Origin of the sequence: Lentisphaera profundi, assembly GCF_028728065.1 — a bacterium.
Lineage (GTDB): Bacteria > Verrucomicrobiota > Lentisphaeria > Lentisphaerales > Lentisphaeraceae > Lentisphaera > Lentisphaera profundi.
Window position 1 is genome coordinate 2,460,949 of record NZ_CP117811.1, and the last position, 24,732, is coordinate 2,485,680.

Annotated in this window: 18 protein-coding genes and 2 pseudogenes; 9 read left to right on the forward strand and 11 right to left on the reverse strand. The window is 39.9% G+C overall.

Annotated elements, in window-relative coordinates:
- Positions 1-328: 328 nt before the first annotated feature.
- Together lacZ and PQO03_RS10040 are read right to left on the reverse strand one after the other, a co-directional pair.
- Positions 329-3,421, reverse strand: coding sequence for a beta-galactosidase, LacZ type (gene lacZ / locus PQO03_RS10035; RefSeq protein WP_274150025.1), 3,093 nt, complete (start codon positions 3,419-3,421; stop codon positions 329-331).
- 91 nt (positions 3,422-3,512) lie between these two features.
- Complete coding sequence (locus PQO03_RS10040; RefSeq protein ID WP_274150027.1) at positions 3,513-5,252, reverse strand: sulfatase; 1,740 nt, start codon at positions 5,250-5,252, stop codon at positions 3,513-3,515.
- A 319-nt stretch (positions 5,253-5,571) separates the two neighbouring features.
- Here PQO03_RS10040 and PQO03_RS10045 point away from each other — a divergent pair, with 319 nt between their 5' ends.
- Positions 5,572-7,086: a sulfatase family protein gene (locus PQO03_RS10045; RefSeq protein WP_274150029.1), complete on the forward strand. Its 1,515-nt coding sequence runs from the start codon at positions 5,572-5,574 to the stop codon at positions 7,084-7,086.
- 15 nt (positions 7,087-7,101) lie between these two features.
- Here PQO03_RS10045 and PQO03_RS10050 read toward each other — a convergent pair whose 3' ends face one another.
- The gene (locus tag PQO03_RS10050) at positions 7,102-8,547 is read right to left on the reverse strand and encodes a transposase (protein ID WP_274150031.1); all 1,446 of its coding nucleotides are present in this window, start codon (positions 8,545-8,547) and stop codon (positions 7,102-7,104) included.
- A 125-nt stretch (positions 8,548-8,672) separates the two neighbouring features.
- On the opposite strand from PQO03_RS10050, the gene PQO03_RS10055 reads away from it, so the two are divergent.
- Positions 8,673-9,233 carry a hypothetical protein gene (locus tag PQO03_RS10055; RefSeq protein ID WP_274150033.1) on the forward strand — a complete coding sequence of 187 codons (561 nt, stop codon included), beginning with the start codon at positions 8,673-8,675 and terminating at the stop codon, positions 9,231-9,233.
- A 44-nt stretch (positions 9,234-9,277) separates the two neighbouring features.
- Here PQO03_RS10055 and PQO03_RS10060 read toward each other — a convergent pair whose 3' ends face one another.
- Both PQO03_RS10060 and PQO03_RS10065 read right to left on the reverse strand, forming a co-directional pair.
- Complete coding sequence (locus tag PQO03_RS10060) at positions 9,278-10,048, reverse strand: prepilin-type N-terminal cleavage/methylation domain-containing protein (protein WP_274150035.1); 771 nt, start codon at positions 10,046-10,048, stop codon at positions 9,278-9,280.
- Between the two features lie 380 nt (positions 10,049-10,428).
- Complete coding sequence (locus tag PQO03_RS10065) at positions 10,429-10,602, reverse strand: beta/alpha barrel domain-containing protein (protein ID WP_274150037.1); 174 nt, start codon at positions 10,600-10,602, stop codon at positions 10,429-10,431.
- A 116-nt stretch (positions 10,603-10,718) separates the two neighbouring features.
- Here PQO03_RS10065 and PQO03_RS10070 point away from each other — a divergent pair, with 116 nt between their 5' ends.
- Complete coding sequence (locus PQO03_RS10070) at positions 10,719-11,672, forward strand: transposase (RefSeq protein WP_274150040.1); 954 nt, start codon at positions 10,719-10,721, stop codon at positions 11,670-11,672.
- A gap of 231 nt (positions 11,673-11,903) precedes the next feature.
- On the opposite strand, the pseudogene PQO03_RS10075 reads toward PQO03_RS10070, so the two are convergent.
- Positions 11,904-12,426, reverse strand: a pseudogene (locus PQO03_RS10075) (IS1380 family transposase); the annotation flags it as partial.
- A gap of 40 nt (positions 12,427-12,466) precedes the next feature.
- Here PQO03_RS10075 and PQO03_RS10080 point away from each other — a divergent pair.
- From PQO03_RS10080 to PQO03_RS10090, 3 genes are all read left to right on the forward strand, one after another.
- Positions 12,467-13,423, forward strand: coding sequence for an alpha/beta hydrolase family protein (locus PQO03_RS10080; RefSeq protein WP_274150042.1), 957 nt, complete (start codon positions 12,467-12,469; stop codon positions 13,421-13,423).
- A complete protein-coding gene (locus PQO03_RS10085) occupies positions 13,423-13,794 on the forward strand; it encodes a sulfatase-like hydrolase/transferase (RefSeq protein ID WP_274150044.1) in 372 nt (123 codons plus the stop codon). Before PQO03_RS10080 ends, PQO03_RS10085 begins: the two co-directional genes overlap by 1 nt.
- Before the next feature lie 92 nt (positions 13,795-13,886).
- Positions 13,887-14,840 carry a transposase gene (locus PQO03_RS10090; protein WP_274150046.1) on the forward strand — a complete coding sequence of 318 codons (954 nt, stop codon included), beginning with the start codon at positions 13,887-13,889 and terminating at the stop codon, positions 14,838-14,840.
- Between the two features lie 579 nt (positions 14,841-15,419).
- Here PQO03_RS10090 and PQO03_RS10095 read toward each other — a convergent pair.
- Positions 15,420-16,154: an IclR family transcriptional regulator gene (locus PQO03_RS10095; RefSeq protein ID WP_274150048.1), complete on the reverse strand. Its 735-nt coding sequence runs from the start codon at positions 16,152-16,154 to the stop codon at positions 15,420-15,422.
- A gap of 158 nt (positions 16,155-16,312) precedes the next feature.
- Here PQO03_RS10095 and PQO03_RS10100 point away from each other — a divergent pair, with 158 nt between their 5' ends.
- Together PQO03_RS10100 and PQO03_RS10105 are read left to right on the forward strand one after the other, a co-directional pair.
- On the forward strand, positions 16,313-17,896 hold the full coding sequence (locus PQO03_RS10100; protein WP_274150049.1) for a sulfatase family protein: 1,584 nt from the start codon (positions 16,313-16,315) through the stop codon (positions 17,894-17,896).
- Between the two features lie 9 nt (positions 17,897-17,905).
- On the forward strand, positions 17,906-18,688 hold the full coding sequence (locus PQO03_RS10105; RefSeq protein WP_274150050.1) for a formylglycine-generating enzyme family protein: 783 nt from the start codon (positions 17,906-17,908) through the stop codon (positions 18,686-18,688).
- On the opposite strand, the gene PQO03_RS10110 is transcribed toward PQO03_RS10105, so the two are convergent.
- Positions 18,685-20,217 carry a sulfatase gene (locus PQO03_RS10110; protein ID WP_420792862.1) on the reverse strand — a complete coding sequence of 511 codons (1,533 nt, stop codon included), beginning with the start codon at positions 20,215-20,217 and terminating at the stop codon, positions 18,685-18,687. The two genes, PQO03_RS10105 and PQO03_RS10110, sit on opposite strands and share 4 nt — an antisense overlap.
- A 158-nt stretch (positions 20,218-20,375) precedes the next feature.
- Entirely contained in the window at positions 20,376-20,780 is a 405-nt protein-coding gene (locus tag PQO03_RS10115; RefSeq protein ID WP_274150054.1) for a VOC family protein, read from the reverse strand.
- Between the two features lie 500 nt (positions 20,781-21,280).
- Between PQO03_RS10115 and PQO03_RS10120 the strand changes: the two genes are divergently transcribed.
- Positions 21,281-21,727, forward strand: coding sequence for a hypothetical protein (locus tag PQO03_RS10120; protein WP_274150056.1), 447 nt, complete (start codon positions 21,281-21,283; stop codon positions 21,725-21,727).
- 5 nt (positions 21,728-21,732) lie between these two features.
- On the opposite strand, the pseudogene PQO03_RS10125 reads toward PQO03_RS10120, so the two are convergent.
- Positions 21,733-23,670, reverse strand: a pseudogene (locus PQO03_RS10125) (RecQ family ATP-dependent DNA helicase).
- Complete coding sequence (locus PQO03_RS10130; protein WP_274150060.1) at positions 23,663-24,718, reverse strand: A/G-specific adenine glycosylase; 1,056 nt, start codon at positions 24,716-24,718, stop codon at positions 23,663-23,665. The pseudogene PQO03_RS10125 and the gene PQO03_RS10130 overlap by 8 nt, the downstream one beginning before the upstream one ends.
- Positions 24,719-24,732: the final 14 nt, after the last annotated feature.

Consider the following 24,732-nt stretch of genomic DNA (forward strand, 5'->3'; position numbering starts at 1 on the left):
CCTTTTTTTTTGTGTTTATTTGCTAAGCTTAACAAAGAGCATGATGCTACCTATACGATGAGAACACTGTACCCCCTCGAGCTCTCCATATCAGAAGTGTGAATTTGTAAAGAGTAAGCGCGGGCGCGCAGCGACTAGCCTTGGGATTCTTAAGGGGTGTTGCCACACAGGCGGATAAAAATCATTGGCCCGTACGCAGTACCTTGAGCGAGTTTTGGGGCAGAGCCCCAGGTATTTTTATCGCCTGTGTGGCAGCACCCTCCGGTGGCCGAGGAGCCCTCGGGGCCATACTAAAAAAAGTAGCAACACGCTTAATGGCGAGTCGTATTTACTTAGTCGACTTAATCACAAAGCTATAGTTATATTTTTTCTTATTTAACAAGTAGGGCTTAAGTGCAATCGCTCCCCAGCTATTATTGCCCCCTACTCCCATTTGTACATGATCCAAATTCACAATCACTTTGGGACTACGTTCCAATTGAAATGAGTACTTGACCTTCTCCATGGCTTCTATGGTGTAGAATTTAGCGCCACCACTTAAGAACTGCTGATCTGCAATAAACTTAAGTCCGAGACCTGATTTATTGCTTAAACTCATCCAACGCATATCGACTTTATTGCCATTCTCTTGGGGCCGACTGTATTCTACCCACTGTTCATCAACTGTCGATTCGAATAAGGCTACGGGTTCATAATTCCGATCGGAATAAGTAGTACTTGGTCCACGGCCATACCATGATATCTGTTCAAACTCAGCTGGTATTTGTAGCTTCATTCCTAGGCGATGTGGCAAGCCTACTTTCTTCTTCATTTTACTGAAATCATAAGAATTACTTACCTGGATTTCACCCGAAGTCATCAATGAATAGCTTGTTTTAACCGAAGCCATAACTTTAGGGAAGTTGATTTCAACATTAACTTTCACACTGCCATTCATTTCTTTATCAAAGCTGAATTTTGTAACTTTATAATCACTTCCCAGCTGACGCCAAATATCCTTTAGTTTCTTGGATTTGAGTGGCAACTTATCATTATCAGTGAACGCTCGCCAAAAATTGTATTCTAAGGGCCCTGAAATCATTTCATTTGAATCCAAAGAATAAGTCGTCAAAAGCCCTGATTTCTTATCAAAGGTAACTTGGCTATTTTTTCCTCTAATCAGCAACGTTTCGGCACGATCTTCGACCTTCCAATTTTCTTTAACGCTTGTGTTCTCACCTTCGCCAAATTGTCCCCCTAATGTGAACTGTGCAGAACTAAGTTGATGTCCCGGTTTTACTAAAGATGAATAAGCGGCTTTACTCACAAAACGCAAATTGAGAAAATATTCACTGCCCATAAATTTTTCAATTTTCGGCAAGGGAATCGTCAATTGCTTACTGGCTTTAGGGGCAATATCTAAATTTTCTAATCGACCTTTCGCTAGAACTTGTCCATTTTCTTCAATGGACCAATAGCCCTCAACCATCTCATCCAAATGAGAGTAATCAAAACGGTTGAGTACCTCCACTTTACCTTGGACTAAATCCACCTCTGTAACCTTTATATTGCTATAAGCGTATTTGACCGCATATAAACCTGGGTGTGCTGACCAATCTGCGGCAATCAAGCCATTCATACAGAAGTTACCATCATTGCTGTAGGGATTATCAAACCAACCGCCATAAGCAAAGAACGCATCTTTTACGGGCCCAACTCCAATATTCTTAGCGAATTCCGCAGGAACTTTTTGGCGTATACCTTGATCCATCCAATCCCATATAAACCCGCCTGTATAGCGATCATTTTTATAAATATTTTCTTCCCAGTACTCCCGTAAATTCCCACTAGAGTTGCCCATGGCATGAGAGTATTCACAAAGTAAAGACGGTTTATCTTCCGCTCCAATCCACTTCTCATCCGCATACATACGGGAATAAAAATCACTCTCAACACTTTTGTATTTATATCCCCCCTCATAATGAACGGGACGATGAGGATATTTTGCCTTAAGCATTTCATACGCTTTTTCAAAATTGGGTCCCGTTCCCGATTCATTGCCCAAAGACCAAATAACCACGCAAGCATGATTTTTATCTCGTTCAGCTAAGCGATTAACTCGATCCATAATTGCTTTTGCCCAACTTGGATCTGTAGCAATAATATTTTTATTACTCGTTGCACCAAACTCATGAGTCTCGATATTGGCTTCATCCAAAACAAAAATACCATAGCGGTCACATAAATCGTAAAACTCAGGTACATTTGGATAATGACTCGTGCGCACTGCATTGATATTATTTTCTTTGAAGAGCTTTAAGTCGCGCATCATTTCTTCTCCACTCACAACTTGGCCATTATCCGCCGAATGCTCATGGCGGTTCACACCCTTTAACTTCACTTTCTGACCATTAACGAGAAAAACTCCTTGCTTAATCTCTACTTCTCGAAAACCGACATTCTGTGGGATCACTTGCAGAACTTTGCCTTCTTTATCCTTCAAAGTCATTAATAACTTATAAAGATTAGGACTTTCCGGAGTCCATTTTGCGGGCTTCGCAATGGCTACTTCAAGCTTGATTTGCTCACTCGTAGCTTTTGTGATTTTCTTAAAAATAGGCTTAGATTCACCATCAAATAACTCGAGTTCGACGCTTGTCCCTGCCGAATTCTCAATATCAATCGAAACTTGAAGTTTTGCATTTTTGTATTGATCGTCTAATTCTGTATTAAGGGTATAATCATGAATGTTTTGATGACTTACAGCCTTCAAAGTCACATCCCGAAAAATACCTGATAAACGCCAAAAATCTTGATCTTCCAAAAAGGCACCATCGCCCCAACGATAGACTTCTGCTGCTAGCTTATTTTTACCTGCTTTTAGATATTTACTTATATCAAACTCAGCTGGTGTTCGAGATCCCTGTGAATAACCCACATACTGACCATTGATCCAAAGATAAAAAGCTGAGTTCACTCCCGCAAAATGAAGATGAGTTTTCTTTTCTGAGAAATTTTGAGGAACACTAAATTCAGTTATATAGGATCCTACGGGATTATCCTTATTATCAATATGGGGAGGGTTTTCAATACTAAATGGATACTTGATATTTGTGTAAAGCGGCTGACCGTAGCCTTGGATCTGCCAGTTACTAGGGACTCGAATTTCTTTCCAAATACTTGCATCAAAATCTTTTTTGTGAAAGTCCTTGGGTCTTTCAGCGGGATTTTTTGACCAATGAAACTTCCACTGACCATTCAAACTTTTTTCATTAATGCTTTGACCAAAGCTCAATGCCGTACTGCGATTCGAGTACACTTTAAAACTGGCCTGTGGAGCTTTAGCATTTACTTGGATAATTTCTTGATTTTGCCAATTTTCTGTCGCAAATACTTGTAGCGCTAAGGTCGAAAAAATCGCCATTTTTGTGATTTTCTTCATGTTTTTCCTTATTTTATTTTCTTGAATTTTTTATCATATAATAAATGATTTAGTGCTTATCATCACTCACCCTGCTGGGTCGATCGAAGTTTTATTTCTTAAGATTTTTATGCTTTTGTAATTCAGACCAAGACAAGTCCCCATCCTTGTTCGAATCTGCACTAGGATTCTTTTTGAAATAAGCTTTTTTCCAGTCCACAGCACTCTTCTTACTCTCAGAACTCGATTTTTTCTGAGTGCCATTCTCTTTCGATCTTGTGCTTGGTACAGTTTTAGAGAAATCTAATTCGGCCATGGCAATTAATTCTGCTTTCATCTTTTCTTTGACTTCGGTGTACTCAGGATTCATTGCCAAATTTGTATGTTCGCCTGGATCTACATCATGTTTATAGAGCTCTTCTTTGCCATTATTATAACGTATGTAACGCCAGTCTTTTGAGCGTAAAGTCCAATGCTGTAAGCTGGGATCCCAGCCCGTGTGAGGCCCCGCATAAACCATCGTCAGAGCAGAATTGGGTCCTTGCCATTCTCCATTCTTAGGATCTTCTAAAAAGGGACGTATGCTAAAGCCACTGAGTCGAATCCCCTTATCATTTTTGCGATTATCGCCTTCTAAAGAACACAAATCTACTAAAGTGGGATAAAGGTCAATAAGGGAAATCGGCTGCTCTGCTACCATGCCTGATTGAGCTACTTTAGGGGCCCGAATAATAAAGGGAATTCTTGCACTTTCTTCCCACAATGAATTCTTAAATAAGAAATCTTTCTCACCCATATTCCATCCATGATCCGAAGTGAAAATCACAATGGTATTGTCCTTAAAACGACTCTTATCTACTGCGTCAATAACTTGACCAATATTTTCATCCACTGCCGTGATACAGGCTAAATACGCTTGAGTAAAGGCTCGTAAACCTGCTTCTTGATTCGGATAAGATTCCTTTAATAAACGAAAGTATTTCAAGCCTTTCTGATCCGCTTCAAAAACCGATTCATAAAAGGTATCATCTTTATCATTCATTTTGATTTCGGGCAAAATAATATCTTTTTGTGGAAACATATCAAAATATTTTTGCGGAACATGCAAAGGCGTGTGTGGCCGTATAAATCCCACTGAAAGAAAAAAAGGTTTTTTAATATTTTCCTTATCAAATTCAGCAATTTGCTCTGCTGCCCACTTGGCATTGTACTCATCTGGAGTCGGATCGCGATCGGGCCCAGTAGCATTATAAGCTTTTTTTGATTTCCAGTCGCCAAAAAACCAAAAGGCATTCTCACTCTCATTATCTATAGCACTTTCTAGAGAACCATAGGAACCATCAATGGCTCCGATCTCACTAAAAGGAGCCGGAACATCGGGATGGGCTTTTAAGTCTTTGCCCACTTTCCAAAAAGGACCATAGTTAGCTTCTTTGTGAAATTCAGTATAAATTGAAGCTTTATTATGATGAAGTAATTTTCCTGAACCCACCACGTGATAGCCATTCTCTTTAAACATTTCCATCATCGTTTTACAGTGCTTCAAAGTATCTTGTTGATACCATTTTTGCCAAAATAAATTTTTTGATTGATGGGGGTAAATTCCAGTAAAAATGCTCGCACGAGAAGGTGCACACACAGGGTTATTTGAGTAGGCCCTCTTAAAAGCCACTGCGCTTTTCGCGAATTTCTCTAAATTTGGAGTGCGTACCTGAGGGTGGCTTCCCATTCCAGATATGTAATCATTTAAATCATCACACATAATTAAAACAACATTAGGACGCGGTGCTGCTAAACTCACAAAAGTCCATAGACAAACAATTGTGGTGAAAAATATAATTTTTACTTTCATAAATAACCTATTAAATTAAAATCTCTTTAGACGACGTAGGTCATTACTTCATCAACTTACGCAATCTGACTAAGTCTTAAAAATGAATCGCTAGTTTTGAGATAAAAAACCAACGCTAGAAGAAAAAGTGACTCCTGCTCACAATCAAATTAATTATTTCCCACTATGATTTTACTGTGAAATCAGCTCAAACTTAAGCTTTGCCATAATCAAATAATAACAATGCTCTCATTAGTTCTAATATTACTGAAAAGTGAAGTCAATGACTTAAATTCCTTTCGTATTATCTTGATAACACCAAATTAAATAGGAATAAATTATGACCAAATATTTAACGAGCCTCTTGTTTGTCTTGCTAGGTTTTCAGACTATTGCTAGCGATAAACCTAATATCATTATTATCTATGCCGATGACATGGGCTACGGCGATATGTCCAACATGAATCCCGAGAGTAAAATACCGACACCAAATCTCGATAAACTTGCGGCCAATGGCATGCGTTTTGATGATGGCCATAGCTCTTCTGGAATTTGTACGCCCAGTCGCTACGCTTTACTGACAGGTAATTATCATTGGCGACGGATGCATGGCATCGTCAATTCTTTTGGTGAATCTGTCTTCAAAGAAAATGAAATGACTCTTCCTCGCATGTTAAAAGGGCAAGGTTATAAAACCGCTGCTATTGGCAAATGGCATTTAGGCTTCAATTGGAAATCTATTATGATTGATCCTGAAGCCAAAACTAAAGCAGGGAAAAAAAGTGCTTATACCCCAGCGGCTTTTGATTGGAGCAAAGCCATTCCTGGCGGACCTCTCAGCATTGGTTTCGATACATATTTTGGCGATGGAGTCATCAATTTTCCTCCTTATTGCTGGGTAGAAAATGATCGTGTCATTGAAGCTCCTAGCACGATGCTTGATCTCAAAGGAACTAGACCCCCTGAAGGTGGCTGGGAATGTCGCCCTGGTCCCGCTGTAAAAGACTGGGATATTTATCAAGTGCTACCCACTCTAACTAAGAAAGCAGTTGAATTCATTTCACAGCAAAAAAAAGATCAGCCTTTTTTCCTTTATTTTGCTCTCCCAGCACCTCACGCGCCAATTATTCCCAACAAAGAATTTATCGGCATGAGCCAAGCTGGTCCCTACGGAGATTTTGTTTGCCAAGTTGATTGGGTCACGGGTCAAGTTTTAGATAAACTCAAAGAAAAAGGTTTGGATCAAAATTCTATTGTGATCTTCACTGCAGATAATGGTCCTGAGCATTATGCCTACAAACGTTTGGAAAAGACGGGTCATAGTAGTCCCGGTATTTTGCGTGGTTTGAAGCGCGATATTTACGAAGGTGGCCACCGCGTTCCCTTTATCGTTTCTTGGCCCGGAAAAATTAAAACCTCAATTTCGCTTGAAACGATTAGCCAAGTAGACCTAATGGCTACTATGGCAAAAATCACTGGTGCGAACCTCAAAGAAAACGAAGCCGTGGATAGTTACAATATTTTACCTGTTTTGAAAAGTGAAAGTTATTCATCTCCCCTACGTGAGGCGACTGTACAAAATACTAAAACAGATAAATTTGCGATTCGTCGTGGCGACTGGTTATATCTAGATACTTATACGGGGCATCACAGCGGAGGCCATGATAAAATTTTCTCAGTAAAGAATGGCTTCCATCAAGTTAATCGCAAAGCTCCTGGCTTGCTTTATAACCTAAAGAATGACATTTCACAAAAGAATAATCTTTATGATCAGCATCCTGAGATTGTAAAGGAACTCAAAGATTTACTCAAGTCTTACCGTGAAGGAAGCCGTAGTGCTCCTCTCTTAGACTAGATGCACTCCGACATTCTATGCAGCGACCTCAAGCTCTATTTGACATAATAACTGGCAGATCCTTTCCAAGTTGAATCCTATGGCGCTTATGAGAGTTTCTTGACGAACCCTCTTTAAGCCACAAACGGTAAATCGCTCAAGATTGTGATAGTTCTTCAGCTTTGAAATACCTGCTTCGGAAATTGATCGAATATTTCTCGCAAGTTGGTAGTTTTCACTCTCATAAATATCTTCTCCTAAGAGCTTCTTTCCCTTTGAGCCACTAACACTGACTAATGTTGCCCCTTTTTCGATGGCATAATCTAAATTGGCGGCAGAGCTATATCCGTCATCCACACTGATCATCATTGCGCTCTCGCCCGTCATCTTTTTATTTTCATCAAGGCAATTACTGAAGGCCTTGCTGTCACTGGTGTTTCCAGATTCTAGGGTGAATGATGTCAGAAAACCATTGGCACTAAAGGCGAAATTTGGTCGGTAGCCAAATACGGTTTCTCGACCACCCTTTTTAATAAATGCTGCATCATTATCACTCATGCTGTAAATTTTCCGTGCCGTCTTCGTATCGTAGTCCTTAGGAGCCATGTTGAAGCGATGTTCAACCATCAAAACTTTATCTATGAAGCGAGATAGACATTCGTCAATCATCAGAACTTTGGCACTTTCACAGTGTTGTTTAATTTGAGGAAGAGTCTTCTCCAGGCGAATAATAAATTTTCGGCACCTCGGTAAAAGTTCTTGCGTATAAAACTTTTGCCTCATTTTTCTTGCTCCTTTTTTTCCTTTAAGCATAGAGATCTCGAAATCCAGTTTACTCATATAATCACAGTAATTTTGCAGGCGTTTGAGAGGGATCTTCCTGCGCTCAACACAGGGAAGCTGATCATGAACGTCACTGATGTTTTTCATCATTTTGCAACTAAGGTTCTTTAGTAATTGACTATCGACAGGCCACGCTGAATCGGCCTTAATGACTGTAGAATCAATAATCACTGCTGAAAAATCATCCAGGCCACACTCCTTAACGCAGTTCAAAATAGCTTGATGAAAAAGATTAAGGGTCTTCTCAGAAAGAGCAGAGACTTGTTCATGAATCGTATTGCGTGAAGGGAAGCTTCCTATGCCCAAGCGCCCAATAAACTGCTGCAAGGAACTATTCTCACATAGCATACTATAGCCTCGTTCACCGTAACAATTATCATAAAAGTGACGGGCTATAAACAAAGCCACCACCAATTCAGCTGGGGGGTCTTTTTGGGTAGAGCTATTTTTAAACTCGCGGTTTCTAGTGGCAGCTCTATCTTTACTCAACTGAAGTTGATCATCTTCAATTACCTTTTTGATCTCTTGAAATTCAGGACGAAGTATGATTTGCCCCGCAATCTTCAATGGTCCGTTTAAAATTCCTATAGTTTGCCGTAATTCCTCGATGAAATATTCGGGAAAAAGAGTATCGTACATTGAAAGTCCCACTTGCTGTTATTGTCGGTGTAAGCTACTACAATATAGGCGATTAAGTGGGATTTTTTATTGGAAATTATAACTTTAAGCTATTTTTTAATAGCACATGAGAGTGATCTGTCGGAGTGCATCTAGCAGGTTATGATGGACGAACTGTAGCTTATTCTGACCTATACACTAATACTGCTATCAAGGCAAGCCGATCAAATGCGGGAATTTACGCATGCCCATCTGATGATATCCAACGCCTATATGGGACTGATCCAGATGCTCTTACTCTATCTTATTCGCCAAGCTGGCTATCTGGTGGGAGTGGGTCAAATCCTAAAACTTATGCATCATCTAGAGGAATCATCGGTGACTACAATTACGGTGGTTCAACTGGCCGTATAAATCGAAGCTTGAAGATATCTGAAATTAATCAACAAAGCGAAACTTTAATGATCTTTGAATACATGGAAACCCAGCGCTGCCTTGGTAGGAAAGATAAAAGTATTATCAAAACCTCTTCCCTCATCAACAATCCCGATAGGGTTCCTCACGAGGGTTTAACTAAATCAAATTTTTTATTTGTTGATGGTCATGTAGAATCATGGAGTTATTTTCAAACTATGCAAAACAGCAACGGTGGTATGGGCTCAGCCGCCGATCAAACTGACACCATGTGGGATTCGCAAAAGAATTAACCTACGATTTTAATTCACACAATTAAGATCTTTAGCTATCGTGATTATTTTTCACTATCCCACAAAGTGTCAAGAATATCATTCGGAGTACCCGATCCACCACCATCTTTTGCTAAAGTGCCCAAAAAAGTCATTGTTTTAACACTGCCATCTGCCATGAGGTAATTGTCTTTACCATATTTTTCATGGGGAGTTTGCTCATTTTGATAAGAACCTATTGCCACAAATGATCCCTCACCGCGACCGACAATTCTGTTTGTAGCCGATAGTTCTACCATAGTTAAAGTTGTTGAAGGTGAATTCAAATTACTAATATTTTGAGTCCTACTTGGATTTTTACTCGTGATTCCACGAGCCCAATTAGTTAGTACCCAATTAGCCCCAAAATAACGAACAGTTAAAGCATAGCTTGCGGGTGAAATTTTAGCATTTCCGATCCAATGAGTACGTTGTAATGTATCCGACGGACATGAATACAAATCTGAGTTATATCCTAAACTTTTTAAAAGAACTTGGTTCTGTAACGCAGCTGTATCTCTTATCTCTCTTCCATCATAGGAAGATAATAAATCATCCCATGAATACTGACCCGGAGGACCACTTGAGTTCTGATTATCTGAAAAAGGGTAATAACCATTATTATCATCATGGTACATCATCATAGCATAATTAATTTGCTTAATATTGCTTTTACATACTGCCATTTTTGATTTTTCTCTCGCAATTCTTAGTGCTGGCAAAAGTAAACTTGCAAGTATCGCTACTATGGCTATAACAACAAGTAGTTCGATGAGAGTGAATTTCTTTCTGTTCATAATAAATAAGCCTATCTTTAGTAAATGTAGGATTATTAACAAAGGAAAAACAACGAGTGCTACAAAAAAGCACAATTAATTACACGATTATTTATTTTACATTATGATAAAATCCTCCACCTATAATCTCTCCTTGTCATTCTCGAGCTAATTCTCTAAAAAGTAGACGATGTATTTAGTTTTATTTATTTATTTGATGTCTACTTGAATGTTTCAGAAGCTCCTGTCCCCATTGCAGAGATTGAACTGGATTAAAGCAAAAAATTCATCACTCTAATCACGTCCCGCATTTACTAATATCTTCTTTAGTCTCACACACTTTGCGGAACGTGATTTTTTACTTTCAATTGTACACTAGAATAGTAAATCCTAGATCTGAATTATTTAAATAATTGACAGAAGCTTTGGGCATCTTGCGCTAGTTGAGATAAATCTTTTCCTGGCTTATACAGGCTACCACCCAAGCCAAAGCCATCGGCACCTACTTCAGTCCAATCTTTAACATTACTCAGGTCCACTCCACCTACAGCGTAGATCTCGGTACCTTTCGGCAAAAAAGTAAAACGGGGACAGGTTAAATTTTGAAGGGGAAAACTCTGTAAAAACTTGCTAGTAAAAATTAGTGCATATAGATTCTTTTAGGTATATAAAATCTAGAAGGAGAAATAAAATGGCACGGAAAGCAAGAATTAAACTCACAGTTGGTTCCTATTACCACGTAACAAACCGCGTTGCAGGTTTTAAAGAAGACCGTCCCTTTGGGGATATCGAAAAAGCCTATTTTTACAAGCTACTCAATCAAATGCGAGAGTTTTATACGATAGACGTTCTCTCCTCAGTATGCATGAGCAATCATTTTCATCTCGTGATCTTTGCACCAAGGGAAAACCCAAGCCATAAGGCGGTAGTAAAGCGCTACAAAAAATATCGCGGTCAAAAATTTAACTTAGTCGATGAAAATTGTTTGAAAAATGAACAGTTCCTTGCGAAACTCGCAAGTCGTATGAGGGATATTTCGGAGTTCATGAAAGATTTCCAACAGCGTTTCACCCGTTGGTATAATCGTACCCGAAAAGACAAGTACGGCAGCATTCATCCACGTCGAGGCAGACTTTGGCAAGATCGCTTTTTTAGCGGACTCATTGAAAAGAAATCTTATCTCTGGATATGCCTCCTTTATATCGAACTCAATCCCGTTCGTGCTCATATTTACAATGAAGCAAGTCTTTATAATTACTCAAGTTACGGACAGTACTGTGGGTCTGGCAAGCATCCTTACAAGCAAGAACTAATAAAGCATTTTAAAAGTGATATTGAATCAAAATCTGATGAAGAACACTTTACCGATTTAATGGAGGAAATGAGGACAGCCTTCCTTAGTGTTCAAACTTTTTTATTTGGTGGAGAAGATGAAGAAAGCCAAGTTTCAAAGAGACTCGAGGAGATCTCGCGGCGAGCGTCTTATTGGACTAAGGGCTTACTTGTAGGAAGTAAGAGTTTTGTTTTGGAGCATGCTGCTAAAACTTACGAAAAAGAATCGCTGAAACGGCTTGAGCGTCGTTTGAAACGAGAGGAAAAATCGAATCAAAGTGGTCTTGGTATATTTAGCCTGCAAGGCATCTAAAAAACCATAAAAAACAAGTCATGAACTTAGTGAAATTATCACTGAGTTAAATGCTTGTGTATTTATCGCAAGATTTTATGAGAATATCTCATTCAATCAAAAAATTTTTGACTGGTGGAGATCAATACCTGACCAAGTCGCTTTTATCTCGTCTCTAATCGCGCAAAAGTCCAAAACTAGCCAAAGGAAATACAAAAATACTCGTCCTTTAAAAAAGTGTCCTGTCCCCAAAACTCCACTAAGAAAAATCCTGCGGACTAAAGGTCGAAGTAGTTCAAGATCTACCGTATAAGCTTTGTGAAGAATTCTTTTTAAGGCGGCGGTACCTAGAGATTTTTTACAGCCCAAGAGTTTTTGCCAAGCTTCATCTTTCTGCAAGGTATCGAAAGTTTTTAAACTACTTTCGGTACCGTCTGTGAAAAAGAGCACCAACTGAAAAAAGGCTTCTTCAAGCTTTATCCCTTTCTTACTTTTTCTTAAATCTTGTAATACCTTCGCAAGTTCATCACAAATGCCAGTGCCATTAATGAAATTAACAAAAGGTGCTAATCCTGATCGTGAACTTAGACAGTTTGTGGTGACTCCAATTTCTTTGATTGTTCTACGACATTCTTTCTGGGTTATTCTAGTTTTTTTGTTTTTCTTGGGTATCGTAACTCTGTGGTGTTTTGGGTTGGTGTTTTTTAGTCGAAACTAATTTAGCCCAAACGCCACTTTTCACCTCCCCAGTGAAAGTTTTATGCCTAAAGCGTATTTCTTAGGTCTATGGAATCTATTTAAAAAAAGGAAAAGCAATGAAGCCATTTACGATTTTCGGGCTTATAGCTCTTTTTGCCGCTTGCGCAGTACAGGCCAAGGACACCTGGGCCGATAGTCAAAAATTTGCAGAAAAACAAACCACCGAATTCTTAACAAAATACCCGAGTGTTCAATCGGATAGCTTTGTGTTTAAAACAATTAAACTTCCCAATGGAAATTCCCTTGCCTTGGATTTACGTATCGAACGTCCCAAAGAAAAGAAACTATGCCCCGTTGTATTTTTTGTTCATGGTGGTGGTTGGGGCGCTGGTAGTAAAGGCGCATTTTGTCCGCAGTCCTTTGAACTTGCCAAGCATGGTATTGCCGGAGTACGAATCGAGTATCGCCTCAAGGGTCAAGGCGGTAAATTCACCAATGTCATTAAAGATGTGCTGGACGCCATTGATTTCATTCGACATAGAAAAGACGAGCTCGTCCTGGACTTCACCCGAGTCGGTCTTGCTGGAGGCTCGGCCGGTGGGCACCTTTCATCTATCGCAGCCCAGCTTACTCCAGAGTGTATTTCTTACGATGGTTATAATGGACTTTTTGACGCTTTCCAGCGTGATGGAAGCCGCTTTGGCGGTGGCAATTATACTGGCACTACTGAAGCCCAAAAGAAAAATGCATCCGCCATTTATATCATCAAAGACAAGCCTCCACATACACTGCTCTATCATGGCACCGCAGACACAACTATTGTTCCAAAGCAAGCCCATCGTTTTGCCCAGGCCATTCGTGATAAAGGCGGCCAGGCCGATGTACTGATCTACGAAGGCGCGGGGCATTCTTTTTTCAACAAGGAACCCTATCTATCTGTAACCACAAAGGCCCTACTCGCTCATACATCCTTTGTTTTCGGCATGACCGATCACAAACCCAATTTACAAGATTATAATGTTGAGCCTACTGAAGCACTAACAAAGCCTAAGAAGAAAAAGGAGCGAAAGTAATGGGAAAGCTAATGACAGCAGTTTCTATGATTTTTTACATTGGATTAACTCACCTTTCGGCGGCGGAAAGCCTACCAAATTTTGTTATTATTTATACTGATGACCAAGGGTACCAGGATCTGGGCTGTTATGGCTCACCTAATATCGACAAAATGGCGAGTGAGGGCATGAAGTTCACCAGCTTCTATGCCCAGACCGTCTGCGGCCCATCCCGTGCATCTCTATTGACGGGGTCTTATCCCATGAGAATAGAAAGACATAGCGGTGATAATGAAAAGGCTCCGCACCCCGCGATGTCATTGAATGAAATTACGATCCCGGAAATACTAAAGCCTCTTGGCTATAAAACCGAGGATATGGGGACAGGTTAAATTTTGAAGGGGAAAACTCTGTAAAAACTTGCTAGTAAAAATTAGTGCATATAGATTCTTTTAGGTATATAAAATCTAGAAGGAGAAATGAAATGGCACGGAAAGCAAGAATTAAACTCACAGTTGGTTCCTATTACCACGTAACAAACCGCGTTGCAGGTTTTAAAGAAGACCGTCCCTTTGGGGATATCGAAAAAGCCTATTTTTACAAGCTACTCAATCAAATGCGAGAGTTTTATACGATAGACGTTCTCTCCTCAGTATGCATGAGCAATCATTTTCATCTCGTGATCTTTGCTCCAAGGGAAAATCCAAGCCATAAGGCGGTAGTAAAGCGCTACAAAAAATATCGCGGTCAAAAATTTAACTTAGTCGATGAAAATTGTTTGAAAAATGAACAGTTCCTTGCGAAACTCGCAAGTCGTATGAGGGATATTTCGGAATTCATGAAAGATTTTCAACAGCGTTTCACCCGTTGGTATAATCGTACCCGAAAAGACAAGTACGGCAGCATTCATCCACGTCGAGGCAGACTTTGGCAAGATCGCTTTTTTAGCGGACTCATTGAAAAGAAATCTTATCTCTGGATATGCCTCCTTTATATCGAACTCAATCCCGTTCGTGCTCATATTTACAAGGAAGCAAGTCTTTATAATTACTCAAGTTACGGACAGTACTGTGGGTCTGGCAAGCATCCTTACAAGCAAGAACTAATAAAGCATTTTAAAAGTGATATTGAATCAAAATCTGATGAAGAACACTTTAGGGATTTAATGGAGGAAATGAGAAAAGCCTTCCTTAGTGTTCAAACTTTTTTATTTGGTGGAGAAGATGAAGAAAGCCAAGTTTCAAAGAGACTCGAGGAGATCTCGCGGCGAGCTTCGTATTGGACTAAGGGCTTGCTTGTAGGAAGTAAGACTTTTGTTTTGGAGCATGCTGCTAAAACTTACGAAAAAGAATCGCTGAAACGGCTTGAGCGTCGTTTGAAACGAGAGGAAAAATCGAATCAAAGTGGTCTTGGTATATTTAGCCTGCAAGGCCTCTAAAAATCCATAAAAAACAAGCCATTAACTTAGTGAAAATTATCACTGAGTTAAATGCTCGTGTATTTATCGCAAGATTTTATGAGAATATCTCATTCAATCTAAAAAAGTTTTGACTTGTAGAGATAAATACCTGACCAAGTCACTTTTATCTCGTCTCTAATCGCGCAAAAGTCCAAAAATAGCCAAAGGAAATACAAAAATACTCGTCCTTTAAAAAAGTATCCTGTCCCCCAAAATTCTGTCAGCCAAAGGAAATCAAAGAATACGCGTCCTTTTTAAAAAGTGTCCTGTCCCCCAAAATTAGTCCCCCAAAATTATAAAAAGTGTCCTGTCCCCCAAAATTTTGAGATTGTAAAGGAACTCAAAGATTTACTCAAGTCTTACCGTGAAGGAAGCCGTAGTGCTCCTCTCTTAGACTAGCAGCCTATTGGACTTTGAGCTTCGCAGCGAAAAATGAGCTAAACAAATTCGGTTATTATCCGCAACGAGGCGAATATCAGGCATATTTAATGATTTTCGGGTGATAATCCGTCGAAGTATCGCTGTTTTGAGTCGAACGGAGAGAAGTCCGACAGGCTGCTAGAGCTGAGCTTTAATCGATCTTGCAGTATACAAACACTGCTGCAAGATCTCTGCTAAATCACTTTCGCTAATATTGTGACTATTCACAGTCACGCCCACGCTACCTTTGACCGTATCACCTTGAAGGATCGGTACACAAATACGGCTTATATCGGCACGTTTATAGCTTTCTTTGCGAATGAAGTATCCTTGCTCACGAATTGTTTTAAAGTTTTCAAGAACTTCTGCAGGATCATAATTAAACGCCTCCTCACTTTCGTCGAAAATACGCTGACTCTTTTCAGGTGATAAAAAAGGCAATAAACAGTAAAAAAAGGCATTATTTGCCGAGTGAATTTCACGACTTTCTAAGTTGAGGTAATGATAGGAATTAGCGACTTCTTCTTTCGCAATCAGTTTCACCCATTCACCATCATAAGTAAAAAAAGCGGCTGATTCCTGCGTATTGCCAGCTAATTTCTTCACTTCAGAAAGGACTATATCCTCCAGAGATTTACGTTCGAGAATGGATTTGCTCAAATCAAAACTTGCTGGGCCCAAACTATACAGACCCGAAACCGGATCTTTGTCCAGAAAACCCCATTCTATATACGTTTTCAATATCCTTGATAAAACATTTGCACTGAGTTGCGAATGATTTTTAATCATTTGAAAGCTCACCTCTTTTTGTTTATCTGCCATAAACTGCAATACAATTAAAGCTTTTGGTAAAGTCCCAGTTAAATCTTTCATAAGTGCATCTAGTTAAATTATTGAATCGACATTACATAATACGTATTTTTCAGACATTCAAACTCACATGTGAAGACAGAAAAATTATTACATGTACTTGAAAAATACCACTAGTTAAATTAACTTACCTTGATTCAATAAATTAACTAGGGTGTTTTATGAAATATATACTAGCATTTTTTCTGCTCTTTCAGGCTTTAGCAGATTCCAAACCCAATATCATCTTTATCATGTCAGATGACCACACAAGCCAAGCCATTGGTGCTTATGGCGGACGCTTAGCAAAACTTAATCCCACTCCGACCATCGACCAACTCGCTAAAGAAGGCATCATCATGAGCAATGCATTTTGCTCTAATTCTATTTGCACTCCTAGTCGCGCCTCGATCATGACTGGCCAATACGCCCACATTAATGGCGTATTAGATTTAAAGGGCAGTATTCCTTCTGACCAACAATACCTCGCTCACGAAATGCGCCGAGCGGGATACCAGACTGCCATGATTGGTAAATGGCATTTAAAGAAACTTCCCGCGGCCTTTGATTATTACAAAGTTCTTCCTGGTCAGGGTAAATACTTCGACCCGAATTTTTTTGAGGGTACTTATGGTGATGAAATAGGTTCTCCCGTGGTCATGCGCGGGCATTCATCGGATTGTTTAACCGATTCTGCTCTTGATTGGCTTAGCAATAAACGTAAGCCCAAGCAAGCATTCTTTCTCAAATTTCATTTTAAAGCCCCTCATGATTTCTTTCATTACGCACCACGTTATGAAAATTATTTAGCTGATGTCCACATCCCCGAACCAAGCAGCCTATGGGACAACAAGAACAATGGCTCTTTAGCCACAAAGGGACATAAAGATGAACTCATCAATCACATCGGCACCTCAATTGGTTTGCGTAATACGCGTCGAAATTATGCCAATACTTGGGCAAAAGGAATCAAAGACGAGACTTTAGCCAAGAGAACTGCTTATCAAACCTACCTAAAAAAGTACCTCCGCTGCGTCAAGGGAATTGATGATAATATGAAGCGCTTAATAAGTTATTTAAAGAAAGAAAACTTATATGATAACACCATTATTATTTATACTGGTGACCAAGGCTTCATGCTCGGCGAACACGATTACCAAGACAAACGCTGGGCCTACGAGGAAACCATGCGCATGCCCTTCATTATCCGTTATCCAAAAACAATTAAAGCAGGCTCACAATCAGATGCGATTATCGAAAATATTGATTACCCCGCGATGATGTTAGATTATGCCGGAGTCAAAACTCCCTCATACATGCAAGGCCGAAGTTTTCGCTCTATTCTGGAAACGACCAAAGAACCAAAAGACTGGAAGCAAGCCGCCTATTATCAGTACTGGATGCACATGGCTCACCACGATAATCCGGCTCATATTGCGATGCGCACGAAAAAATATAAATTGATTCTCTATTACGGTGCTAAACCTCAAGATTTAAGTCCCGAAACACCTCCTGCTTGGGAACTCTATGACTTAGAGAATGATCCGCACGAATTACAAAATATCTACGAAACTGCACCCAAGAACCTCGTCTTTCGACTCAAAAAACAATTCGCTGATATGCGTAAAGAAAATGGTGCTGACAATTCAAAATTTGCCGTCAATCAAGTCATTAATGACTTCTGGAACTACGATGAAGACGATCGTCAGCAGGCGATCCAAATCTCCAAAAAATACGCTGAATCTCGCTCAGCTAAAGAACAATAGGAGCTCTATATGAAAACAACTTTAATCATTAGTCTTTTCACTTTTCTCTTCATGAGTTGCACTAGCCAAGATTCATCTTTAAGTATTGATGAAATGACATTCCAAGCCATTCCCAAAGGAAATTTCCACATGGGGACAAGCGCGGGCAGTAGTGATCAACAACCCGCACGTAATGTCACTATCAGTCAAAATTTCTGGATGGCAAAATACGAACTTACCCAAGAAAAATGGTTGCAGTACACAGGTAAAACGATTCAACAACAACGAGATCTCACAAATCCTCTTTGGTCCTTACGTGGCGTAGGTCCTCAGCATCCAATTTATTATGTTTCATGGCAGGAATGCCAAAGTTTGATCAATAAACTGAATACACAGTTGGCTGATCAACTTCCAAAAGGATACGTTTTTGCCTTGCCCTCAGAGGCTCAATGGGAATATGCCTGCCAAGCAAATGGCTCCGCTAAACCGAGTGGCGATTTATCTTTACTCGCTTGGTTTGATGGCAACTCAGATGAGCAATGCCATCCCGTGGGAACGAAAAACTCCAATGCTTGGGGCATACATGATATGTATGGAAACGTTTGGGAATGGTGTTCAGATTATTATGAACATTACAATCCCAAGGATTTAATAGATCCTATCGCGTCAAAACAATCAAATGTCCATAGTACTCGTGGTGCCAGCTGGCACGAAGGCGCAGGCGACTGTTATGCCGCCAAACGCGATTGGTATTCAGCTGATGGCCGCCTTTACAATTTGGGCTTGCGTTTAGCTATTGTTCCAAGAGATTAACGAGCTTCTATATAGCCATTAGAGCGCTGTTTGCCGTTGCCCTTATATTCCTTACTCAAGTAATTGGCATGTTTCTTTTCCATGCCAACTAACTTTTGCTTCCCCGCCAATTGCTGTTTTGCTTTTTCTGCATCATAACGTTTATCTTTTTCTGGGAATTTAGCCTTTTTTTCTTGAAGCCACGACTCTAACTTTTTGGCGAGCTCCTGAGCTTTTTCAGGATGACTAGCTGCGAGATTATTCTGCTCACCAATATCATCATCAATCTTATAGAGTTCATTGCGTCCATCTTCATAATAATGAATTAATTTCCAGTTCCCCGAGCGAATGATTGACGAAGGCTCACCACCTTGATTACCAAAGTGGGGATAATGCCAAAAAAGATCTCGTTTAGGCATCGGGCGACCTTCGAGTGCCGCTTTTAAACTCACCCCATCTACATGCTGTTCAGGTTTAAGGGCTAAACCCGCTAAATCGAGGATTGTCGGATAAAAATCGGCTCCCGTGGCGGGAACTCCCACAAATTTCTCTTCGTCTGCCAAGCCAGGTACATGAATGTAGAAAGGTTGGCGAATTCCGCCTTCCCATTGACGGCCTTTACCCCCTCTAAAGGGTAGACAAGCCGTTGCATAAGCATCACCGGATGATACGCCACCATTATCAGACGTGAAAATCACTACCGTATTTTTAGCTAAGCCAAGTTCTTTAAGTTTATCTAAAACAATACCGACTCCATTGTCCATACTTTCCATCATTCCCGCATAAATAGGATTATCCTGTACTTGGCGAACCGCTTGAGTACGATCAAAAATAAAACGCTGCTTCTCTCCAGTCAAGCCCATTTTCTCAGCCTTTGCCTGATACTTTTTAAACAAAGTACGACTAGTTTGAATCGGAGCGTGAACCGCGTAAAAAGATAAGTAAGCAAAAAATTTCTCGTCTTTGTTAGCTTCAATAAACTTTGCCGTCTCCATCCCTAAACGTTCACTTAAATTTTCACCCTTCGGCCCATCTTCCAAACTCGCATTTCCATAGGGCGAGAAAAAACCTCCGTCTTTACCATTGCCGTAAGGGCCTCCCTTTTCGTAGCCGCCCTTATTAATATCAAAACCATGATCCTCTGGGTAGGAACCCTTGTTGCCTAGATGCCACTTCCCCGTGAAAAAAGTTTTGTAGCCAGCTTCCTTCAAAGCTTCTGCAATAGTAATATCTTTCGCAGGTAAAGCATGCACATATTCTGCTGGCATCACTTTATTGTTACGCTTCCATTTTAATCCCGATGCTGCGCCAATATATTCTGTGATTCCATGTGTCGCAGGGTACTGACCCAACATAATACTCGCTCGTGAGGGCGAACACACCTGACAAGTTGAGTATCCATCCGTAAAGCGTGCCGAGCTCTTGGCTAAAGCATCTAAATTCGGTGTTTCATAAAAAGTACTGCCTTCCACTCCGAGATCTTTGATCCCCAAATCATCGGCCAAAATAAAGACAAAATTCATCGGCTTTGCGAACAGCGCAAAATTCATAAGAAAAAGAAGAGATAAAAAATATTTCACGATAAGGCTCCTAAAGTTTTTTAAACGTACTCATGATTTGATCTTAAATCTAAACAAGACCTGAGAATATTACTTAATTAAACCATTCGCAGAAAAACCAGGATCTTGCGTGAAAATATATTTAGAGGCTAATCTTCCGGGCCAATCCAAGCAAATGGATTGTAAGCGATCTCCCATAAGTGACCATCTGGATCAGAGAAATAGGCATGATAACCTCCCCATTCAGCTTTCTGGGGCTCTTTGATTAACTTCGCGCCCGCATTCTTAGCTTCTTCTATTAAGTCATCAACTTCCTGTTCAGAGCTTACATTATGTGCCATATTGATAGCCGAAAATCCACTACCTTCAGGACTCATGCCGATATCTTTAGCCAAGACTGAACGCACACACAAACCCAACCAGCTTCCATTTAAATCAAAAAATGCCGCATTGGGCAAAGCTTGGAATAAAGGGAAGCCCAAATCCTTATAAAACTTAACTGAGCGATCTAAATCAGTAACGCCAAGTGAGACCATGCTGATTCTAGCTTTCAATTTTAGCCTCCACTAATACACAATGCTTTTTTAGTTTGCGCAGTTTTAAATAAAGAATTATAGAAACTAAACAAAGCACAAAGGTAAATAGAGGCCAAAGAACACAAAAAAACCAGACATTAATCTCGTAATAAGTCATTCCAATGAGATCTCCTGACCAAATTAAGAATTCCACACAGTCATCAAATATTGTATTAATCCAAGCACTTTCCGAAATCAACTCTTCTCTTTGCATCACCATCTCCCAAACTCAATTAATAACTATTCAGTCTATAGGCTACTTTTAAGAGATGCAAAAAAATTGTATAGAATTCGAATTTATTTTTGGCGACTTAATTAAGATGATGTGATTTTATCTCTTCGCTATCCACCTTCAAAACTTAATCACGTCACAAATGGCCAATACATTAAAAATAGGTGAAGTTTGAAAAATATATATTGACTTTTAGGCACTTGTGTTAATTAGTAGTGCTCTAAATTTTTAAAAGTATGGGGATCATATGAAAACTTTTTTTGAACTCACTAAATTCATCATCACCAGTAGTCTGTTTTATATGGCTTATTGCCTCTTGTATTTAAATTTCTGTGACAGTGATTTGCCAAAGGATTTCCTTACTTATTCTCAAGAAGTGGGTTCATTCTACAATGCTATTTACCTTGTAGAAATATCAAAGATGGTCATCCTTCCCGCACTCATGCTCACGGCTTTGAGTGCTTTAATCAGCCAAAAAATAGTCTCTGAGAAAACTTTGCAGCTCGCCATCAGCTTGGCTTTTGCTGCTTTTATTCCCAATATCAGCGATTTAAAGGTACAAGTATTTCTTTCTTCAATTTTCTTTTGTAGCATGGCTATCGTGCCACAAATTCATCTTTCTATATTTCAGCTGAAAAATAGAAAAAAGAAAAGCGCTGTTCCACTTTACGTCTCACAAGAGACCGTGGCCTAATTAAACTAGACTCCTAGTTCGCGAACCAAGTCTCGTATACTCTGATAGGGTAAACTTTCACAAGAAGCAAAGCCCGGAAGCGATTGAATCTTATTGCGGCTAAACGCCGGCACTTTGATCCCCGCTAAAAAACGACAGAATAATTCAGAACTAAATTTTGCTTGCGCGGTGGCCGGCTACTTCTGTTGTAGCTGAGGTAAAAACTCTTTTAAGTCCTCTAGACTTGGCGAAGAAACTTTTTGCGAATAGCGCAATTTGGCAATCTCCCCTCGACAAACACTGCAATGACCACAATTAGAAGTCACTTGTGCATCATCAAAGTGTTGGGCTAAAGCCTTGCTTAGACAGGCTTCCCCTTCAAAAAATTTGACTAAATTCGCAATTCTCTGAATTTCACTCTTTTCCTTACTCAAAAAATATTCGGATAAGTCACTTGCCAAGTGAGCCTCGGAGGCGCGAGCTACATTTACTTGATAAACATCCGTGATTTTTTTACTTTCTAAATTAATCCACGCATTCTCATGTAAATACTCCAAAGCCGTAACTGCACGTCCACGTTCGGCACCATAGGCTTGTTTGAGCTGCTTAAAGTTGGGTTCGCACCAAATTCGTTTCTTTGAACCGGTCTGAAAAACCGCTTGTAAAAAGCTTTTTCTTTCTCCCTGAAATCGGGCTAAAATATCGGCTTCATTGACAAGAAATTTATAACGTAAGTCGGCATAGTAAGAGAATTTCGCTTGAATCACTCCCTGCATTTCTAAATGAACCAAGAGAGTCTTTAAAGGCAATTGACGAATATTGCTACTACTGGAGAGAGTATTGATCTGCATCTCCCATTGATCGCCATGAGTCTCGGCTTGAATGATCTGAATTACTTTTTCAATCCCAGTCAATTCTGGTGTATCACCGTACACAAAATTCTCCACCGTATTAAGCCCATCTAAATTCGCTAAAGTAATGCATTTAGAAGCTTGGCCATCACGCCCTGCACGGCCAATTTCCTGACTATAGTTTTCGATTGACTTGGGTAAATCATAATGGATCACATAGCGAATATTAGCTTTGTCGACACCCATACCAAAGGCTATGGTAGCGACCACTGTTTGATCTTCACTCTGCATAAATTGATCTTGAATTCTCAATCGTGCCTCAGTCGGTAAACCTGCGTGATACGATACTGCATTGATTCCTTGCTCACGTAAGTACTGTCCCACTTCATTAGCTGTATGCTGTAGGGTAACGTAGACAATTCCCGCTCCAGAATTTCCTTGGACACTCTCTAATAAGCGCGCCAACTTATGGCTCTGTGATGTAGGTACTACCGCTAAATCTAAGTTCGACCGATAAAAACCTGTCTGCACCATGTGATTTTGAGCAATAGCGAATTTTTTGCACATATCTTCTTTCACCTTACGAGTAGCTGTTGCCGTGAGCAACAGCACCATCGGGATATTTAATTCTTTTTGATAGGCAGGTAATTTGAGATAATCTGGACGAAAATTATGTCCCCATTCAGATATACAGTGAGCTTCATCTACCACTAATAAAGAGAGTTCTATTGATTCGATGAAACTACGAAAACGTTCATTTTTAAAGCGTTCGACTGATACCATGAGAATTTTAATTTCACCACGACGTATTCCATCAATCGTTTGGCGTTGAGCCTCAAAGCCCTGTGTAGAATCTATACTCGCCGCTGCAATTCCTTTTGAATGGAGAAAATCAACCTGATCTTTGATCAATGCTAGCAAGGGTGAAACGACTAAAGTCAATTTGGGTAAATGTAAGGCCGCCAGTTGATAACATAGTGATTTGCCTGAACCCGTGGGGAAAATAGCTAAGCTACTTTGACCTTGGAGTAATTGCTGAATCGTTTGTTCTTGCCCTTCTCGAAAACTTTCGAAGCCAAAAATTTCTCTCAATGACGTTTTTAGATCACTCATTATTTAAGTTCCTTAGAATTTTTTCGCTGGCCGTGGAAATGTGTTCCTGAGGTTCTGGCCATTTTAAAAAAGTAAATTCGCGATCGGTCAGAACTCCAAGGTCCCGAAAATCTAACTCATCCATTTCTAACCAATGATTGCGAATGCGGTAACGGGTTATTGCTGTGGTAATTTGTTCCGAGGAATAATCTGCGAGCTTTGCAAAGGGATATTGTTTAAAATCTTTATCTTCTGAGGAAATTACTATTGTCGGAAGCTCCCATTGATCCCTCAGCCATTCACCCTTATTCTTTTTATAAAAGAGTAGTTCGCCAGATTTATTTCTAATTAAAACTCGCACCAACTTAAGTTCAGAAATGATAACTTTCTTTTTTTCTTTTTTGTGGGGGATTTCCTCTACGCATTGCTCGTGAAAGGCTTTACAGGAAGATTGTAAGCTACATTCAGTACATTTGGGATTGCGGGGTTTACAAATTGATCGTCCCAAGTCCATCAAGGCCTCATTAAATTTGCGAGGGCCACAAGATTCTATGATTTTAGCAAAGAGTTTATTATGCATAAGTGACTGCACTGCTTTTTGGAGCTTCGGCCCCTGCTCTTCTCTAATTAAAAAATAACGGCTCAATACCCTCTGTAAATTCCCATCTACTGCTAAGGCCAATTCATTTCTACCAATAGCTGTCAAAGCGGCTGCCGTATAAGGCCCGACTCCAGGGATCTCCTGTAATTTTTCTTCTCCCTCCGGAAAATCACTTCCTGACTGATGAATCATTTTCACGGCTTTGTAGAGGTTCTGTGCACGGCGATAATAACCCAAACCCTTCCATGCTAAAGCTAAATCCGCCTCGTCTGCTTCTGCGAGTGATTCTAATGTCGGAAACTGTACAAAAAAACTTTCATAACGGGGTAACACAGTTCCAACTGTCGTCTGCTGTAACATCACTTCCGAAACAAGTACGCGATATAAATCACGCTCATCGGTTCGCCAAGGCAAACCTGCATAATTAGCTAAGGACCACTTGATCAATTCTATAAAATCTTGTTGCATATTTTCCAAAGTTA

Bases quoted from the DNA above. Each gene is read 5' to 3' on its own strand.
- PQO03_RS10060 (WP_274150035.1), bottom strand. From the start codon at position 10,048: ATGAACAGAAAGAAATTCACTCTCATCGAACTACTTGTTGTTATAGCC.
- lacZ (WP_274150025.1), bottom strand. From the start codon at position 3,421: ATGAAGAAAATCACAAAAATGGCGATTTTTTCGACCTTAGCGCTACAA.
- PQO03_RS10040 (WP_274150027.1), bottom strand. From the start codon at position 5,252: ATGAAAGTAAAAATTATATTTTTCACCACAATTGTTTGTCTATGGACT.
- PQO03_RS10050 (WP_274150031.1), bottom strand. From the start codon at position 8,547: ATGTACGATACTCTTTTTCCCGAATATTTCATCGAGGAATTACGGCAA.
- PQO03_RS10130 (WP_274150060.1), bottom strand. From the start codon at position 24,718: ATGCAACAAGATTTTATAGAATTGATCAAGTGGTCCTTAGCTAATTAT.
- PQO03_RS10095 (WP_274150048.1), bottom strand. From the start codon at position 16,154: ATGAAAGATTTAACTGGGACTTTACCAAAAGCTTTAATTGTATTGCAG.
- PQO03_RS10070 (WP_274150040.1), top strand. From the start codon at position 10,719: ATGGCACGGAAAGCAAGAATTAAACTCACAGTTGGTTCCTATTACCAC.
- PQO03_RS10090 (WP_274150046.1), top strand. From the start codon at position 13,887: ATGGCACGGAAAGCAAGAATTAAACTCACAGTTGGTTCCTATTACCAC.
- PQO03_RS10045 (WP_274150029.1), top strand. From the start codon at position 5,572: ATGACCAAATATTTAACGAGCCTCTTGTTTGTCTTGCTAGGTTTTCAG.
- PQO03_RS10110 (WP_420792862.1), bottom strand. From the start codon at position 20,217: ATGAATTTTGCGCTGTTCGCAAAGCCGATGAATTTTGTCTTTATTTTG.
- PQO03_RS10085 (WP_274150044.1), top strand. From the start codon at position 13,423: ATGGGAAAGCTAATGACAGCAGTTTCTATGATTTTTTACATTGGATTA.
- PQO03_RS10100 (WP_274150049.1), top strand. From the start codon at position 16,313: ATGAAATATATACTAGCATTTTTTCTGCTCTTTCAGGCTTTAGCAGAT.
- PQO03_RS10120 (WP_274150056.1), top strand. From the start codon at position 21,281: ATGAAAACTTTTTTTGAACTCACTAAATTCATCATCACCAGTAGTCTG.
- PQO03_RS10080 (WP_274150042.1), top strand. From the start codon at position 12,467: ATGAAGCCATTTACGATTTTCGGGCTTATAGCTCTTTTTGCCGCTTGC.
- PQO03_RS10105 (WP_274150050.1), top strand. From the start codon at position 17,906: ATGAAAACAACTTTAATCATTAGTCTTTTCACTTTTCTCTTCATGAGT.